This window comes from Amycolatopsis pigmentata, from assembly GCF_042684065.1.
In the GTDB taxonomy this organism is placed as follows: domain Bacteria; phylum Actinomycetota; class Actinomycetes; order Mycobacteriales; family Pseudonocardiaceae; genus Amycolatopsis_E; species Amycolatopsis_E pigmentata.
This window is the reverse complement of sequence record NZ_JBHUKR010000003.1, coordinates 42098-56721: the sequence shown is the minus strand read 5'-3', so window position 1 is coordinate 56721 and position 14624 is coordinate 42098. Positions and strand designations below refer to the sequence as shown.

The following is a 14624-nucleotide window of genomic DNA, read 5'->3' as shown; positions in this document are numbered from 1 at the left end:
AAAAGGACCGAACTCACCACGGTGAACCCGGCACCTCACGTGCAGCCCACCCTGTTCCTGGCCGGGAGCCGAAACCTACTGATCAACAACGCCGGAAACACCGATCACGGGATAGACCCGCATTGGGCCTAGCGTGGGAATCATGGCCGTAGCGCTGCGGCGTCGCCTGTTCAGTTGAGTGGCGGACGGCGGCGGATGATTGACGCGGTGCGGGCGGGGCAGGATGTGATTGTCGATGCGACGGCTGGATCGGGCAAAACCACCGCGATTCAGGCGTTGTGCACCGAAGTGGGCCGGGACCGGCGGGTGCTGTATCTGACGTATAGTAAGCTGTTGAGAGCCGGTGCGCAACGCCGGGTGAAACACGCGAAAGTGCAGAACTACCACGGCAAGCCGCCCAACTCGATCGGCGCGCGTCCTTGCTTGGGAAATAGTCGCCCGAGCTGCCCGGGTCTAGCAATACGCGCGGGCCGTCGTTAGCATAACCGGGATAAATACCTCAAGCGTCGGCGCTTAAACCACTATGGCAATGTGTCCGGAAGGAAAAGCCCGGTCCTAGGCGTTCTTAACTTCGCGATCCACTCACGAATCGCATCTCGATTCGCAATATCCACTGGATATCCCCGTGTTTCCCGTACCATTTTTGCACCTGGCTCTAAATCTGACGTCGTTGCAATTAATCCCATTTTGGCCTCCTCGAATGAGACGTCGGCCCACAAAGCCTTTACTACCGTCTTTGACACTCTGACTCTTTGCCTTTTACACTGTATGAGGATTAGCGGCGGAGCGTCCACGTTACCTTCTTGTGGCCAAACTCGTATGTCTACACCGTTGTCGTTAGCTCCTGGTCCCAGCTGTACATGAAGACCCTGGCGGGAAAAGTACTCTGCGCAGAGGGCTTCGAATTGTCTCCAGTTAATGCGATCGATCTCGTCGAGATTTACACTAAGAAAGTCTATGTACCTCTGGTCAAACCTATCTCCATTTAGCGCCTGCGATTCAAACAAGCTCGTCAAGGAGATCTGCTGCTCCTGTGTATATCGTCTGATGCGCGAGAAAAGGAAGGTGACCTCTCGCTCGCGCAAGATGGCATCGAAAATTCTTATTGCAACGTAATTTCCGGTTTCTCCAAATTCTTCTTTGAGTATCTCAGTCGCGCGTTGCATCTGCTCCTTGGAGATATAGCCCTTCTGCCTCGTCGACGAAGGTGTATTAAAACCTAGATCAGCCAAGCTGAGCATTGTTGTATAGGAAGAAATAAACAGAATTCCGCTATCGGAACGTTGGCGAATTTGTGGTGCTACTATCTCCAGGAGGCGACGCATCGGAGCTTCACGATTCGGGTTATCCCGCCAGAGGTCCATACATGTCTTCATTGTAGCAAACGGACCTTCTTCCGCCTTTATATCTCCGAAGTGCGCAAGCACCAGTGCTGCAAGCTCTTCGACCGCTTCCGAGCGGATTCGTATTAGCTCCCCACTCTCTCCCCGTAGGAGGTCAACATACTCGGTTGACCTTATCGAGTTCTCGAAACTTGCTTCATTGACAGCCAAGCCAACGCGTGCTCCAACAAGATCGATGAGATCTTCGACTAGCTTCCCTCTTGGCATCCATATCGCGCCCATGGAAGAATGGTAAGACTTTTAGTCGGTTAATGGTACGCCGGGTGGGGAAGATGTTCCGCCGCCACGCGACTTCGATGTCGCTTCGACTCTTGTCGAATTTGGCTCTTTGGGATCAAGGCGGCGCGCAAGCGCGCCGCACGGACCGCCCGGCTTGCCGCTCCGCTCCGGTCGGCGGCCTTGGCGACGGCCCAGCCTCAGGCCAGCCCTATCTTGCCGTAGTGTTGCTCAATTAGAGCTTTTGCCACGTCGGCGCTCTCGGCAAACGCCAGGGCCTCCGCAGCAGTTGGCTCGTCCCGGGTATGCGTTACGACGTTCCGACCATGCCTAAGCTCGCGCAACAACGAGGCCAATGCGCCGTGGAGAAATCCGTTCTTTTCAAGATAAAATAAGGGGCTCGCCGGTCGACGTGTCCCGCTAGCACCGTCTTTTATTACACCGCTTTTGACCATAGCGTCGAACAAGTCTTGTAGCGCTAACTCGACTTCACGGTACGACTGCATAATTAGCGCAGCCGGGCTTAGCTCAGCTAAAGCTGCCCGCTCGGCGTAGGCGTTGGGAGCGTTCTCGTCTGTTCGTGCGGTCTCCGATGATGTCTGCCCTGCGTCAACCTCACGTGCCGCGTCGGCAGCCTCTCCAGTTGCCGCTTCCAGCCTGTCAACGTCGATCTTGACTCCTGCAACTTCTGCATGAGTGATCTTCCGAATTAAGTCCCCGACCGGCGTCCTATACATCACAAGGCCGACTAACGCCACAATCGGCCATAAGGCACTCGCAAAGAATTCCCACAAGATGGCCCCCTCCACGGATGATGACAGAACACCGAGGTAAAGCTACCTCAAGGACCTCGGCCCTCGGGGCTCTGCCCCGGCCCCGGCACCGCTTCGGAGATCAGGGGAGGGCCCCAGTCCGGTGACCTCCTCACGGCGCGCCCGAGGGCAGCCAGACCGGGCGGCACCGGTCAAGGGCGCTTCGTGGCCTCCGTCAGACCCTTGACCGGCACCACCCGGCCCGGCAGGGATGAACCCGCGCCGCGAGGCGATCACCTCAGCCGGAAGCACGCAGGGGAAGCCTGCCCGCCAGTCCCGCGCGTAAGGTGCCGTTTTACTGCTGCTAATCAACGCGAGATCGCCGGAACGGGTCCGAACTGACCGGCATTTGCAAGTGGAAACACGCCAGATCGCCGGCAACAACCGGAACGATCCGGAGCCACCCGGCACAGTTGATCTTCTATCCATAGATTCCGGGTTCGAGCTCGGGCGGCCCACAAGATCGACATGGTGGCCGGGCTGCGGACCGGTCCCGGATTGTGGATCACCCTGGTCTGTTGGGTTGATCTTGTGGGCTCCCGATGGCTCCGTGGGTGCTTGCCCTCGCCACCCTCATCCTGCTGCTGGGCTTGTTCTGGACCGTCTCCGGGCTGATCCAGATCGTGCACGGAATCCGCACGGACACGCGGACGATCGCCGCCGGGCCGTGGGGCGCGGCGGCCGGCATCACGGTCCTGGTCTACCCCGGGCCCAGCCTGCTGGGCCTGATCCTCTTCTTCGGTATCGGGCTTATCCTTGACGGAGCCTTCCTCGTAGCCGAAGGCATCCGCCGCTAGCAGCGGCGACGTGTCACCGTGCCGGCGCAGCGTTGACTCCGCGCCCGGTCGCGCCGCCCAGCTACGGTTGACACAGCCCCCATGGCGTGTTCGCGAGGCACCTTTGCCGGGTTCGGCTCCGGGCTGAGGGCCGGTCGTGGATCGGGGTCTCTAGCCAGATCCCCACGTGGTCCGTGCGCCGAAAACAGCACCTGAACGCGCGTTTGGCCGCCCGGCAGACGGGGTAGCCGGCGGCCAGTGAACCACCACTTGTCTCATAGCGCGTTGCCGTTGCCGTCGCAGTCGCCGGACGAACTGGAGCCGCGCGAGGTGGCTGCGAAGATGCGTGCTGCGGTCGGGCGTCTGCGCTCGCAGTTCGCGTACGCGTTCGGCCGCGACGTGGCAGCGAGCGGTGACCGGGCAGACGGGCCCCCGACGGGGAGTCCGGGCGGCTGACGGGAGTCAGGCGCGAGTCGGGGCTTTGGTGGCCGCCCGTCTGACGATGGTGCTGCCGGCCAGTTCGGCGGAGATCGCCGCTGTCGCCCGCCGCATCGGCCGGCAGCCGCGGTTCCGTACCGAGGGCACCAGCACCAACTGACCCGCGCCCGCACCACCCGACCGGCCGTTCGAGCATGGCGAAGAAAACCCGCAACACAAGCGGACGCGCGGCCAAACTGCGGCGGCGTGCCGCCCGCGCTGGCAAGCAGCGCGCACGGCATCACCGGGGCCACGAGCATCACGGCCTGGTGCACGTTGGCCCGGTACCCGACGGGCTGGACCTGGTCGGCCGGCACGTCGTGGGGCCCGGCGACGACTTCGACGAGTTCGACGATGCGGTGTTCGACGGGCCGGACGAGGCACTGATGGACGCCAGCGGCTGCCCTGTCGCCGATCGATGCGCAGGCTGCGGCGGGACCGGCGGCCTGCACGCGGTCACCTCCGCGTTCAGCAAGCCCGGCGGCTTCGACGTCGCCTGCGCCACCCTCTGCCACACCTGCGACAACGGCCGATCATTCCTGCACCGGCTCGGCCCGCCAGGCTCGAGCGCGCGTTCGTCCGCCACGCCGCGCACCAGGCATCAACTCCCGAGCGGTGGGAACATCGCGGCGGTGCCGGCCGTTGAGCGTGGGCTGTTGGTCCGAGCCCGCTGAAAGTGTGGAGGAAAGCCATCACCGCCGAGCCGTACGTCCCGAACCTGAAGACGCTGCGCGAGAAGATCGACCAGGACACGACACTGCTGGCTTCCCTGCCCAAGAATTCTGACGCCTACCGCCGTTTGCGGGCCCGCATCACCACCCAGACCACCCAGCTGCTCGACTACGAGGACGCGCTCGAACGGCGGCGCAAGCAGCGGGCCGTCGAGGAAGCCATCAGGGCGATGCCGCGCCCGCCGTCCCCCGCAGGCGAGGCCGCGAGTGCGGGTTTGCTGTTCACCATCCCCGGCCTGCTCGTCGGCTACTTCGGCTGGGGTACGTGGTGGATGGCCCTGGCCGCTGTCCTGCTCCTGTTCGGCGTGCCGAACCTCATCGACGGCATCAAGCTCGCCGTCAAGAACACCTGACCCGACCCCGCAGGTGAGGAGGGCCTGCCGCGTCAGTCGCGGCAGGCCCTCCTCACGTTTCCTGGAAGTACTGATGACCCGCTGGAGCTTCCGCCGGTGGCCGTACCAGACGACGTTCGATCACCATCGCCGGACACGACCGCGTCCACCCAGCACGCGGCTGGACGAGAGCAGGGGGAAACTAACCACCCGCCTGGGATCGTTTTGACATGACCGATCCATTCCGGCGAACCAGACATCCGCGTGCGTGAGCTTCGCCTTACCTCTTTGAGGTGAGGCTTACCTGAGTTACGGTCCGGTGCGTCACGTCGGAGTTCACAGTCCAGGAGCCAGCGTCATGCCCCCCGCCCAGATCACCCTGCTCGGTGCCATCGCCGGTTTCACCATCTACCTCGGGCTGCCGCTCGGGCGGCTACGTACCGCGATGCCGCGGCTCAAAGCCCTGCTCGGCGCCACCGCTATCGGCATCCTGATCTTCCTGCTGTGGGACGTGCTCGCCCACGCCTGGGAACCCGTCCACACCGGCCTGGGCCACGACCAGACCGGACCGGCTCTCGGCGACGGCGCGGTCCTCGCGCTCACCCTCGGTGCCGGCCTGCTCGGCCTGGTGTACTTCGACCAAACGACAAGCCGCCGCACCACCACCGGTTCCCGCGCACCCGGCCCGGGCACTGCCGCCGCCAGCCAACTCCGGCCCGCCACCATCGGCAGCGCGGCCGGGCGGCTGGCGCTGATGATCGCCATCGGCATTGGGCTGCACAACTTCGCCGAAGGCCTCGCCATCGGCAACTCCGCCGCCAGCGGCGAACTCAGCCTCGCCGTTCTCCTCGTCATCGGGTTCGGCCTGCACAACGCCACCGAAGGCTTCGGCATCGTCGCCCCCCTCACCGGGCAACGACCCTCCTGGGGCTATCTCGCCCTGCTCGGCCTCATCGGCGGCGGCCCCACCTTCCTCGGCACCATCATCGGACAAACCTTCGTCAACGACACCCTCTCCATCGCGTTCCTCGGCCTGGCCGCCGGCTCCATCCTCTACGTCGTGATCGAACTCCTCGCCGCCGCCCGCAAAACCAACCTCAAAACCATCACCACCTGGGGCGTGTTCCTCGGCCTCGTCCTCGGCTTCGCCACCGACGCCATCCTCACCGCCGCCGGCGCCTGAACCGCCCTCTCCAACCCGGCGCCGCACTGCCACCGGTGCCCGCCCGGCGAACCCGGCGACCACTGCGGAGCCCCTGCCTAACCAGATGTCATCACTCACAGTGTCCATCTCGCCGGACCTCAGCCCCGGCGTCGGGCCAGAAACACTGATCATCTTGGTCTTGGAACAGTCCCGGCTTACGCGCTTGGTCGAAAGTTGCAGCCCGGGTGATGGCGGTAGCGAAGCGGCTTCGGGTGTTGAGCGGACCTCGGGCACGTGATGGTTTTCTTCTACTGTCGTGTAGAAATACGACATGCTTGTCGAAGGCAGGGTGGTGATCGTGTCTGCCCGGATCGGGGCCGGTCACGACGGTGCGGCGACGGAGCTGGCGCGGCGGTTGCGGGCCCGCGGTCTCGCGGTGGGCTGTCACGACTTCCTCGACCTGCTGCCGGGCCGGCTGGGACAACGATTGTGCGATGCCTACCACCGCGAACTCGAAATCGCGCCACGCACCTGGGACTGGCTCCTCGCGGCGCTGGGCACCGCCCCACTGGCTTGGGTCGCGGACCGGATCGCGGCCCTCGCGCTGCCGCGGTTGCGTGTGGTCCTCGGTGGGTCTCCGGGGCTCGTCGTCTCGACGTATCCTGCGGCGAGTCAGGCGATCGGCGGGTTGCGTCGGCGTGGTGAGCTGGCCGCGCCGTTCGCGGTGTACCTCACCGACCCGTCGGTGCACCGGCTGACGGTGAACACCTACGCCGATCTGCATATCGCGCCGAACCGGCATGCGGCCGCCGCGGCGCGCGGGCGTGGTGCGCCGCGGGTCGAATGGGCAACGCCGGTGGTGGCGCCGGGGTTCCGGCCTGCCGTGCCCGGTGAGCGTGGCCGGGCGCGTGAGCGGTTCGGGCTGGCGGCCGGTGAACGGCTGGCGCTGGTGGTGTCGGGTTCGTGGGGTGTGGGCGAGGTCGAGGGCATCACCGCGGATGTTGCGGCGACCGGGGCTGCTCATCCGGTCGTGGTGTGCGGGCGGAACGAGGCGTTGCGGGACCGGCTGCGGCGGGCCGGGGTGTCGCGGGTGTTCGGCTGGGTGGACGACATGCCCTCGCTGATGCGTGCCTGCGACGTGGTGGTGCAGAACGCGGGCGGGCTGACCACGCTGGAGGCGCTCGCGACCGGCCTTCCGGTGCTGACCTACCGAAGCCTGCCCGGGCACGGCCGCACGAACGCCCGTGTGCTCGACGAAATCGGACTCGTGCCGACCGTTTCCCGGGACGGGCTCGAGCACGCGCTGCGCACGGCAAGCCCGGCGGAGCTGCCTGTCGCCGAGGATCCCGCCGCACTGTTGGCGACGCTCGTTCCGCCTATGGCGGCTGAGGCGCGGTCGGCATGAAACCGATGGTGCTGCTGGCGGCCTCCGGCGCCTTGGCCCACGCTGCTCCGGCCGCCGCGTTCGTCCCGTTCTTGCGGACGCGCTTCCTTCCGGCGTTCGCGGGCCTCGGTGATCCCGGGCACGTGGCGCTCACCTTCGACGACGGCCCGAATCCGCTGTCCACCCCGCATTTCCTGCGGCTGCTGCGGGCGAGGGGAGTCCGCGCGACGTTTTTTCTCTTGGGGGACCAGGTCAAGCGGGCGCCCTGGCTCACCAGGGAGATCGCCGAAGCCGGGCACGAGATCGCGCTGCACGGCTGGGAACACCGCTGCCTCCTGCGTTACGGACCACGCCGCGTGCACGACGATCTGGCCCGGGCTTGCGACGTGATCGAGCAAGCATCGCACCATCGTCCACAATGGATTCGCGCGCCGTACGGGGTTTTCAGTGGCGCGTCTCTGTTGGCCGCTCGCCGGCTCGGGCTCACCCCGGTGTTGTGGACCTGCTGGGGCTACGACTGGACGCGCCGCGCCACCGCTGCTTCGGTGACCCGAACCGTACTGAAGGATCTCCGCGGCGGCGGAACCATCCTGTTGCACGACTCCGATCACGCCGCGAGCGCCGGCTCGTGGCGCTCGGCGCTCGCCGCGCTCGACCCGATCCTCGACGCCTGCGCGGCACGCGGGCTGCGCGTGGGTCCCCTGGCCGAGCACGCGGTAGGAGGGTGACGACGGTGGCGGTCCGTTGCGGTCCCGTGTAGTACTACAGTGTTGTCGTAATTCTACAGTCGATGTAGTAGTTGAATCCGGGGTAGCGGCCGGGAGCGGTGGTACTTACCGGGGATCCCGTGACGTGGCGTTGAGGCGAAGGGTCGAAGTGGGTCGATGTCTGTTCTGACGTATCCGGAAATGATCGTGGTCGGTCTGCTGCAGGGGGTCAGCGAGCTGTTTCCGGTGTCCAGCCTCGGCCACAGTGTGCTGATGCCGGCATTGGCCGGCGGGAGCTGGGCGCGGGATCTGGACATGTCCGCGAAGGGGTCACCGTATCTGGACACGCTGGTGGCCATGCATGTGGCCACAGCGGCGGCGCTGGTGCTCTTCTTCCGCCGGGACTGGGTGCGCATCATCGGGGCGCTGTTCGGCTCGATTCGCCGTCGCCGGATCACGACACCGGACGAGCGGCTGGCATGGTTGCTGGTGGTGGGCACCATTCCGGTCGGGCTCGCCGGGCTGGCGTTGGACAAGGTGATGCGCGAATACCTCGGCAAACCGGTTCCGGCGGCGGTGTTCCTCGTGCTCAACGGTGTCGTGCTGTTCACTGTGGAAAGGTTGCAGCGCCGTCGCCGTAGCGCCGAGGTGTCCCAGGTTTCCGGTCCGGGGACGGTGTCTCGCCGGGACACGGAGGAGGCCACGGTGGTTCTGCCTGCGGTGACGGCGCGAGGAGCGGCCCGGGACGGGGCGAACCAGCCCACCATCCGCCAGCGTGCGGTGTCCGCTGATCAGGTCAGTGATGCCCGGTTGGCCCGGTTGGGCTGGTGGGAGGCCATCGCGATCGGGGCGTGCCAGATCTTCGCGTTGTTTCCCGGTGTAAGCCGGTCCGGGATCACGATGGTGGGTGGCCTGCTGCGTGGCTTGCGGCATGAGGACGCGGCCCGGTTCGCGTTCCTGCTGGCCACACCGGTGATCGCCGGAGCCGGGGTGCTGAAAATCCCCGACCTGGCGCGTCCGGAGATGCACAGCGCGATCGGCCCCACCATCGTGGGCAGCCTCGTCGCCGGCGTGGGCGCCTATTTCTCGGTGCGGTTTCTGGTCCGTTATTTCGAAACCCGCACGCTGACCCCGTTCGCGATCTACTGCGTCATCGCAGGCCTGGGCTGCCTCGCCTACTTCAGTCTCACCTGATCCTGGCGCAGGCGGGGCCGGTGCCCCGCCCGGTCGGCATCGGTGGCCGCGGCGACACGGTTCGCGGTCGTGCCCTGCGCCTGTTCGATGCCGTCGTGGAGGTCCGCGGCGCTGTCGAGGGCGGTTTGTGCGGAGAGCACGGTGATGCCGAGGACCAGCGCGCTCAGCAGGGCCGTGGGGACGCGGGCCGGGGTCTGGTGCCCGGCGGGGTTGTTCAGCAGGGCGGAGACGCGGCGGGGGACCGGGCCGCTGGTGGCGGCGAGGGCGAAGCCGTGCTGGGGCTGGCCGGCGAGCGCGGCCTTGGCCACCGCGTGCGCGACGACGGTGCGGTCACCGACGTGGTGGGCGGCGGTTTCGTCGGCCCAGCGTTCGAGGGCGAATCCGGTGGCCGTGGCGAGCGGGCGCAGCAACGGGTTGAGCGTGCTGGCCCCGGTCAGCGCCACCAGGAAGAGGTGGTGGCGCGAGGCCAGGTGCGCGCGTTCGTGGGCCAGCAATGCGCGGCGTTCGTCCGGGTGGAGGGCGGCCAGCATGCCGCTGGACACCACGATGCGGCCGCCTCGTCCGGGTGCGGCGAACGCCAGCGGCTCGGCCCCGGCGAGCACCAGCACCTCGCCGTCGCGGTGACCGTCGTGGGCGTCGAGTTCGCGCGTGAGCCGCCGTGTCCAGCGCAGGTAGCGGATGACCGTACGGGCCAGCAGGCCGGTCAGCGCGATGAGCGCGATCCCGGCGGCGATCGAGACGGGGATGCCGACGCCTTCCTGTTCACGGAAGGTTTGCGGCGACAGATGCCCGACCGCGGCGACGAACGGGACCTGGGGCAGCCCGGCCAGGGCCAGCAGGGCAAGAGCGGCGGTGCTGCCCGCGGCGAGGACGAGACAGGAACCGGTGAGCAGCCAGCTCGCTGCCTGCGGGGGGAGCCGGGGCGCCACGAACCGCGCCACCGGCCAGGCCGCCAGCGGCAGCACCAGCGGCACCATGATGTCCGGTGTCATCGGGCGTGGTCTTCGCCGTCGCCGTGGAGCAGCGCACGAAGCGTTGCTTCGTCCGATTTCGAGAGGCGCGTGACGAACCGGGCCAGGACGCTGCCCCGGTCGGGCTCGCCGTCGAGCACTTTCGCCATTTTTCGCGCCGCCAGTCCGGCTTCGTCGTCGATGGCGTGATAGCGGAACGAGCGCCCGTGTTTCTCGCGGCTGGCGATGCCCTTGTCGTGCAGCCGGGTCAGGATGGTCACCACGGTCGTGTACGCGAGGTCACCCCGCAGCCGGGCCTGCACCTCCGACGGGGACAACGGCCCGGCAGAATTCCCCAGCACGGCAAGGACTTCGGCTTCGAGCGCGCCGGGGGCCCGTCGCACCGGTTCTTCCCGCCGATTACGCATGACCGTGAATCTACACGGCTGTCGTATCAGGGGAGGCCGCAATGGTCCTGTGTGACAAGACCCCTTGTTCCGACGTCGGCCATCGGTCGGCCCCACCGCAGCGGTGTGAGCGCGAGATTCAGGCGTCCTTCCGGGCAGGGCCGGGTGCTGCAGGGGCGGCAGTGCGCCTCAGGTCGTGGGAGCGTGGGACGACCGCGCCATTGGGCCGCTGTGGCTGCCCGGTGCGTCGGTTGAGAGGGTAGGGCAGCGGTGGGAGTGGCTGTCGGTGGACGCGGTGGCTCTGGTGAACGACCAGGAGGACGAGCAGGCCGAACAGCGCGGCGGATCCCCAGAGGGTGCCCCAGCCCAGTCCGCCGTCATCGGCGGGTTTGGTCAGTGCGTCGCCGCCGGCCGCGCCCAGTGGGCGGGTCAGGATGAACGCCAGCCAGAACAACAACGTGGTGTTGATGGGGGTCCAGTAGTGGGCGGCCACGATGAACGCCATGATCGCGGTGATGAGCAGGAAGGCGCCGCGGAATCCGAGGCCGGTGTCGTCGGAGAGCCAGTCGCCGCTGGCGGTGCCCAGCGTGTTGGAGACCAGGATCGCGATCCAGTACAGGATTTCGCCCTTGCGGCTGGCGATGTTCTCGACGTCGTAGGTTTGCCCGGTGCGCCACCAGGCCAGGAACACCAGTGCCAGCAGGCTGGTGAGGATGATCGCGCCCCAGCCGTAGCCGACACCATTGGCGGCACTGCCGTGGCCGGGTCCGCGGTCGAGGAAGTCCGACATCTCGGTACCGACCATGCTGGTCCCGAGGACGACCGCCCAGAACAGAGCCGGGTGGAAACGACGGGCCCGGATTTGCAGAGCCAGCACGACCAGGAAATAGCCCAGGAATATCAACTCGGTGGTGACGTAACCGGTCTTGAGGGTAATACCGAACAGATCGCCCGCGGTCTCACCCAGCGTCACCGCGACGATCTTGATCACCCAGAACAGCACGGTCACGTGCGGCAGTTTGCGGAGCACACGGTAGTCGCGACTGTCCAGATCGGACACCTTCAATGGTTCAGGCGCCTTCGAGGGCATTGTTCTCTCCCCGGGTCGGTCGGGTTGGGGCGCACCGAACGGCTGGCCGGCTCGGCGAAGCCGTGTCCTCCGTGGACACGATGTGTCACGTCGGTGGCCGCGAACTTCGCGAAGTACCTATTCGTATCTAAGTGAATACTGTCAGTAAAAGAAGGTAGCATGGGGCAAGCCCTGTCGCCCGTGGACGGGTATGCGCGGTCGCGAGCGCACGGTGTGGGCATCTACCCGGTGGCGTTCCAGCCGTTCCCTCGCGTCGCTGGTGAGGGTGCGGCGTCGTCGTCACCGTTACCAGTGGCGGTTGCGGTCGTGTGTCGCGTCGGGCGTGCGCTGGTCCGGCGGCCAGGCCCGGGCGACGGGCAGGACCACGGTGTCCGTCTCGGTGGGTCCGACGGCCGTGGCGTGCGCCGAGGGCTGTTGGATGTCGCGCCGGGTGATGGCGAGGTAGGTGACGAAGCCGACGATCGCGAGGGTGAGGGCGAGGGTGACCGGTCCGTCACCGAGGCCGAGGCCGCCGACGGTGGTGGGTTTGCCGAGCCAGTCGGCGAAGGACGCTCCGAGGGGGCGGGTGATGACGTAGGCGAACCAGAACGCGAAGATCGGGTTCCAGCCGGCGAAGCGGTAGCCGAGGATCGGAATGCTGATCACGGCGGCGAACAGCACGGCGGACAGCAGATAGCCGAAGTGCAGCGTCATGGCGGTGAGGTCCCCGGCGGCGGTGCCGAGGGCGAAGGTGGCCACGACGGCGGCCCAGTAGAACGCTTCGCGGCGGGTGCTGTCGACGGTGTGGATGGACAGGGTTTTCTCGGTGCGTTGCCAGAGCAGGAACACCGCGGCGAGCGCGATCAGGTAAAAGGTGGTGGAGATCGGGTAGGGCACACCGAGGCCGACGTGCATCACGTCGGCGGCCATGGTGCCGAAGACGCCGACCATGACGACGGCGAGCCAGTACGTGGGTGCGGTGTAGCGGCGGCGGGTTAACTGCCAGATCAGGGCCGCCAGAAAGCCGAAGAAGCCGATGGCCACGGCGACGACGGGATCGATCGTGTTGACCAGATAGTCCGATGCGGACTCACCCATGGCCGTGGAGAGGGATTTGACGATCCAGAAGTAGGCCGTGATGCCCGGGACGCGGAGCAGGCCGTGGCGTGCGCTGATCGGGATGGTGCGGTCGGTCATCGCGAGTATGTCGTCCTCTGTCGTCTCGGGGCGCGACACCATGGGCCTACCCTTGGCCCGGCCCGGTGGTGGGGCCGAGGTGCGGTCGGCGCGCTGGATCTGTCGGCGTGATGATGTCGGTTATCTACAACTCTGTAGAAGCCTTGGTGAAATCCCCGTTGCGTTCCGGCTTCTTCCGATGTTGGTCGGTGCACCACTTCGCGTCGGGGACGCTGTCCTACACTGGCGTGGAAATACTACGTGATTGTAGAGAATGGCGGGTGACCCGCCGCTGGAGGCCGCATGAACCCGTTGAGCGCCACGTCCTGGCTGGCCACACTCGGCGCGGCGGGGGTGTTCGTGGTCTTGTTCGCCGAGACCGGTTTGTTGATCGGGTTTTTCCTGCCCGGCGACTCGCTCCTGTTCACCGCGGGGCTGTTCTGCACCACGAGCACCACGGCGGTCGTGCACCTGTCCCTGCCCCTGGTCTTGCTGGCCGCGGTGGCGGGTGCGCTCACTGGCGCGCAGGTCGGTTTCGTCCTCGGTCGCCGAGGCGGCCGGGCGCTGCTGGCGCGGGCGGGCAATCGGCATCTGCATCGGGGCGTCGAACGCGCCGAGGAGTTGCTTGAGCGTTACGGCTACGCGAAAGCGATCGTGCTGGCTCGGTTCATCCCCGTGGTGCGCACGGTGCTCAATCCACTGGCCGGGATTCTTGAGGTCCCCGGCCGGACTTTCCTGCTCTGGCAAGCCATCGGCGGTCTGGTGTGGGCGATCGGCGTGACGCTCGCCGGCTACCTGCTCGGCGCGAGCATCCCCGGCATCGACCAGTACCTTTTGCCCATTATCGCCGTGATCGTCGTGCTGTCCCTGCTGCCGATGCTGCTGGAACTTCGGCGAAGCCGCCGGCGTACTCCCTGAACGGAGGCCGGCCAACCCTGCCTCCCCGACACACCTTGACTTCCGTGCCCGCTTCCGGCGCTATACCGAGGTCGTGCCAGGACGTCCGGTGGCGGAAAGCGCGATCGAGGCGAAGGCCAGCCACGCGACGGCGAACGCCCAGCCACCGAGTACGTCGCTCGGCCAGTGCACTCCGAGGTAGACGCGGGTCGCCCCGACCACGGTGGCATACCCGGCCGCACCGGCCCAGATCGCGCCGCGCGCGCCGACGCGCCGCACCAGCAGCCATGCGAGGAGGCCGGCCGCGAGTGCGGCGTCGGTGGAATGTCCTGAGGGGAAGGAAAATCCGGAGGCCGGCACCGCCCAGTCGGGGTGAGGTGGCCTGGGACGCGCGATGATCGCGGCCACCGCTGAGCGGCAGAGCACACCGCCCGCCATCACCACGACCACCACCGCGGACCGGATGACCCGTCCCCGCAGATCGGCTTGCGCGGCGGCGAACGCGACGACGGCGACTACCGGAATTGTCACCCAGGAACTTCCCAAGTTCGTCAGCGCCGCCGCGATGGCGACCAGCACGCTCTGCCGGTGCACGAGGACCCACTCGTGCAGACCACGATCCAGGCCGTCACCCCAAGGGAGAAGGTTCGTCGCGGTCGCGAGGAGGGCGAGGAAAACCACGATTGCCGCCAGCGCCACGATGGCGGGTCGGCGCCAGCGCGAGCCACGACCGTCGATGACCAACTCGTCAACCTCTCGTGCGCAAGCCCCCAACGGGCCGAGCCGACAATGAATCAGTTTCTACATTGTTGTAAAACTATACCTGGTCACCCACGACGACGGGCGATGGTGCGACTTCCGGGGTAGGCGCTACGCCGGAAGTCGCACACCCCGCGCGGGAAGATCGCCCTTGGGACCGTCGATGCCGCGCTCGACCGGCCATAGGCTC

The 14624-nt window shown here is 66.7% G+C and carries 15 protein-coding genes; 8 read left to right on the top strand and 7 right to left on the bottom strand.

Translation table 11 applies throughout. From position 1 onward, the window contains the following. Positions 1–521: 521 nt before the first annotated feature. A complete protein-coding gene (locus ACFSXZ_RS01725; protein WP_378260475.1) occupies positions 522–1625 on the bottom strand; it encodes a restriction endonuclease in 1104 nt (367 codons plus the stop codon). Between the two features lie 194 nt (positions 1626–1819). Further along, the gene (locus ACFSXZ_RS01720) at positions 1820–2428 is read right to left on the bottom strand and encodes a hypothetical protein (RefSeq protein ID WP_378260473.1); all 609 of its coding nucleotides are present in this window, start codon (positions 2426–2428) and stop codon (positions 1820–1822) included. 545 nt (positions 2429–2973) lie between these two features. Here ACFSXZ_RS01720 and ACFSXZ_RS01715 point away from each other — a divergent pair. From ACFSXZ_RS01715 to ACFSXZ_RS01685, 7 genes are all read left to right on the top strand, one after another. Then, positions 2974–3228: a DUF308 domain-containing protein gene (locus ACFSXZ_RS01715; protein WP_378260471.1), complete on the top strand. Its 255-nt coding sequence runs from the start codon at positions 2974–2976 to the stop codon at positions 3226–3228. Between the two features lie 611 nt (positions 3229–3839). Further along, positions 3840–4358, top strand: a complete 519-nt coding sequence (locus ACFSXZ_RS01710; protein ID WP_378260469.1) for a hypothetical protein — start codon at positions 3840–3842, stop codon at positions 4356–4358. Between the two features lie 2 nt (positions 4359–4360). Further along, positions 4361–4768, top strand: a complete 408-nt coding sequence (locus tag ACFSXZ_RS01705; protein WP_378260467.1) for a hypothetical protein — start codon at positions 4361–4363, stop codon at positions 4766–4768. 337 nt (positions 4769–5105) lie between these two features. Continuing rightward, complete coding sequence (locus tag ACFSXZ_RS01700; RefSeq protein ID WP_378260465.1) at positions 5106–5930, top strand: ZIP family metal transporter; 825 nt, start codon at positions 5106–5108, stop codon at positions 5928–5930. 292 nt (positions 5931–6222) lie between these two features. After that, the gene (locus ACFSXZ_RS01695; RefSeq protein WP_378260463.1) at positions 6223–7296 is read left to right on the top strand and encodes a glycosyltransferase; all 1074 of its coding nucleotides are present in this window, start codon (positions 6223–6225) and stop codon (positions 7294–7296) included. Then, entirely contained in the window at positions 7293–8003 is a 711-nt protein-coding gene (locus ACFSXZ_RS01690) for a polysaccharide deacetylase family protein (protein ID WP_378260461.1), read from the top strand. Before ACFSXZ_RS01695 ends, ACFSXZ_RS01690 begins: the two co-directional genes overlap by 4 nt. A gap of 156 nt (positions 8004–8159) precedes the next feature. Next, positions 8160–9176 (top strand): undecaprenyl-diphosphate phosphatase, encoded by a 1017-nt coding sequence (locus ACFSXZ_RS01685; RefSeq protein ID WP_378260459.1) that lies wholly within the window; start codon positions 8160–8162, stop codon positions 9174–9176. On the opposite strand, the gene ACFSXZ_RS01680 is transcribed toward ACFSXZ_RS01685, so the two are convergent. The 4 genes from ACFSXZ_RS01680 to ACFSXZ_RS01665 all read right to left on the bottom strand — a co-directional run bounded on the left by ACFSXZ_RS01680 (position 9158) and on the right by ACFSXZ_RS01665 (position 12841). Then, on the bottom strand, positions 9158–10168 hold the full coding sequence (locus ACFSXZ_RS01680) for a M56 family metallopeptidase (RefSeq protein ID WP_378260457.1): 1011 nt from the start codon (positions 10166–10168) through the stop codon (positions 9158–9160). The two genes, ACFSXZ_RS01685 and ACFSXZ_RS01680, sit on opposite strands and share 19 nt — an antisense overlap. After that, positions 10165–10554, bottom strand: a complete 390-nt coding sequence (locus ACFSXZ_RS01675; RefSeq protein WP_378260455.1) for a BlaI/MecI/CopY family transcriptional regulator — start codon at positions 10552–10554, stop codon at positions 10165–10167. The genes ACFSXZ_RS01680 and ACFSXZ_RS01675 overlap by 4 nt, the downstream gene beginning before the upstream one ends. A 118-nt stretch (positions 10555–10672) precedes the next feature. After that, positions 10673–11623, bottom strand: a complete 951-nt coding sequence (locus ACFSXZ_RS01670) for a COG4705 family protein (RefSeq protein WP_378260453.1) — start codon at positions 11621–11623, stop codon at positions 10673–10675. 285 nt (positions 11624–11908) lie between these two features. Continuing rightward, complete coding sequence (locus ACFSXZ_RS01665; protein WP_378260451.1) at positions 11909–12841, bottom strand: COG4705 family protein; 933 nt, start codon at positions 12839–12841, stop codon at positions 11909–11911. Positions 12842–13081: 240 nt separating this feature from the next. Between ACFSXZ_RS01665 and ACFSXZ_RS01660 the strand changes: the two genes are divergently transcribed. Then, positions 13082–13696 (top strand): DedA family protein, encoded by a 615-nt coding sequence (locus ACFSXZ_RS01660; RefSeq protein WP_378260449.1) that lies wholly within the window; start codon positions 13082–13084, stop codon positions 13694–13696. 60 nt (positions 13697–13756) lie between these two features. On the opposite strand, the gene ACFSXZ_RS01655 is transcribed toward ACFSXZ_RS01660, so the two are convergent. Further along, a complete protein-coding gene (locus ACFSXZ_RS01655) occupies positions 13757–14419 on the bottom strand; it encodes a phosphatase PAP2 family protein (protein WP_378260447.1) in 663 nt (220 codons plus the stop codon). Positions 14420–14624 lie beyond the last annotated feature (205 nt).

Bases quoted from the DNA above. Each gene is read 5' to 3' on its own strand.
- ACFSXZ_RS01725 (WP_378260475.1), bottom strand. From the start codon at position 1,625: ATGGGCGCGATATGGATGCCAAGAGGGAAGCTAGTCGAAGATCTCATC.
- ACFSXZ_RS01715 (WP_378260471.1), top strand. From the start codon at position 2,974: ATGGCTCCGTGGGTGCTTGCCCTCGCCACCCTCATCCTGCTGCTGGGC.
- ACFSXZ_RS01710 (WP_378260469.1), top strand. From the start codon at position 3,840: ATGGCGAAGAAAACCCGCAACACAAGCGGACGCGCGGCCAAACTGCGG.
- ACFSXZ_RS01700 (WP_378260465.1), top strand. From the start codon at position 5,106: ATGCCCCCCGCCCAGATCACCCTGCTCGGTGCCATCGCCGGTTTCACC.
- ACFSXZ_RS01695 (WP_378260463.1), top strand. From the start codon at position 6,223: ATGCTTGTCGAAGGCAGGGTGGTGATCGTGTCTGCCCGGATCGGGGCC.
- ACFSXZ_RS01690 (WP_378260461.1), top strand. From the start codon at position 7,293: ATGAAACCGATGGTGCTGCTGGCGGCCTCCGGCGCCTTGGCCCACGCT.
- ACFSXZ_RS01685 (WP_378260459.1), top strand. From the start codon at position 8,160: ATGTCTGTTCTGACGTATCCGGAAATGATCGTGGTCGGTCTGCTGCAG.
- ACFSXZ_RS01680 (WP_378260457.1), bottom strand. From the start codon at position 10,168: ATGACACCGGACATCATGGTGCCGCTGGTGCTGCCGCTGGCGGCCTGG.
- ACFSXZ_RS01675 (WP_378260455.1), bottom strand. From the start codon at position 10,554: ATGCGTAATCGGCGGGAAGAACCGGTGCGACGGGCCCCCGGCGCGCTC.
- ACFSXZ_RS01670 (WP_378260453.1), bottom strand. From the start codon at position 11,623: ATGCCCTCGAAGGCGCCTGAACCATTGAAGGTGTCCGATCTGGACAGT.
- ACFSXZ_RS01665 (WP_378260451.1), bottom strand. From the start codon at position 12,841: ATGGTGTCGCGCCCCGAGACGACAGAGGACGACATACTCGCGATGACC.
- ACFSXZ_RS01660 (WP_378260449.1), top strand. From the start codon at position 13,082: ATGAACCCGTTGAGCGCCACGTCCTGGCTGGCCACACTCGGCGCGGCG.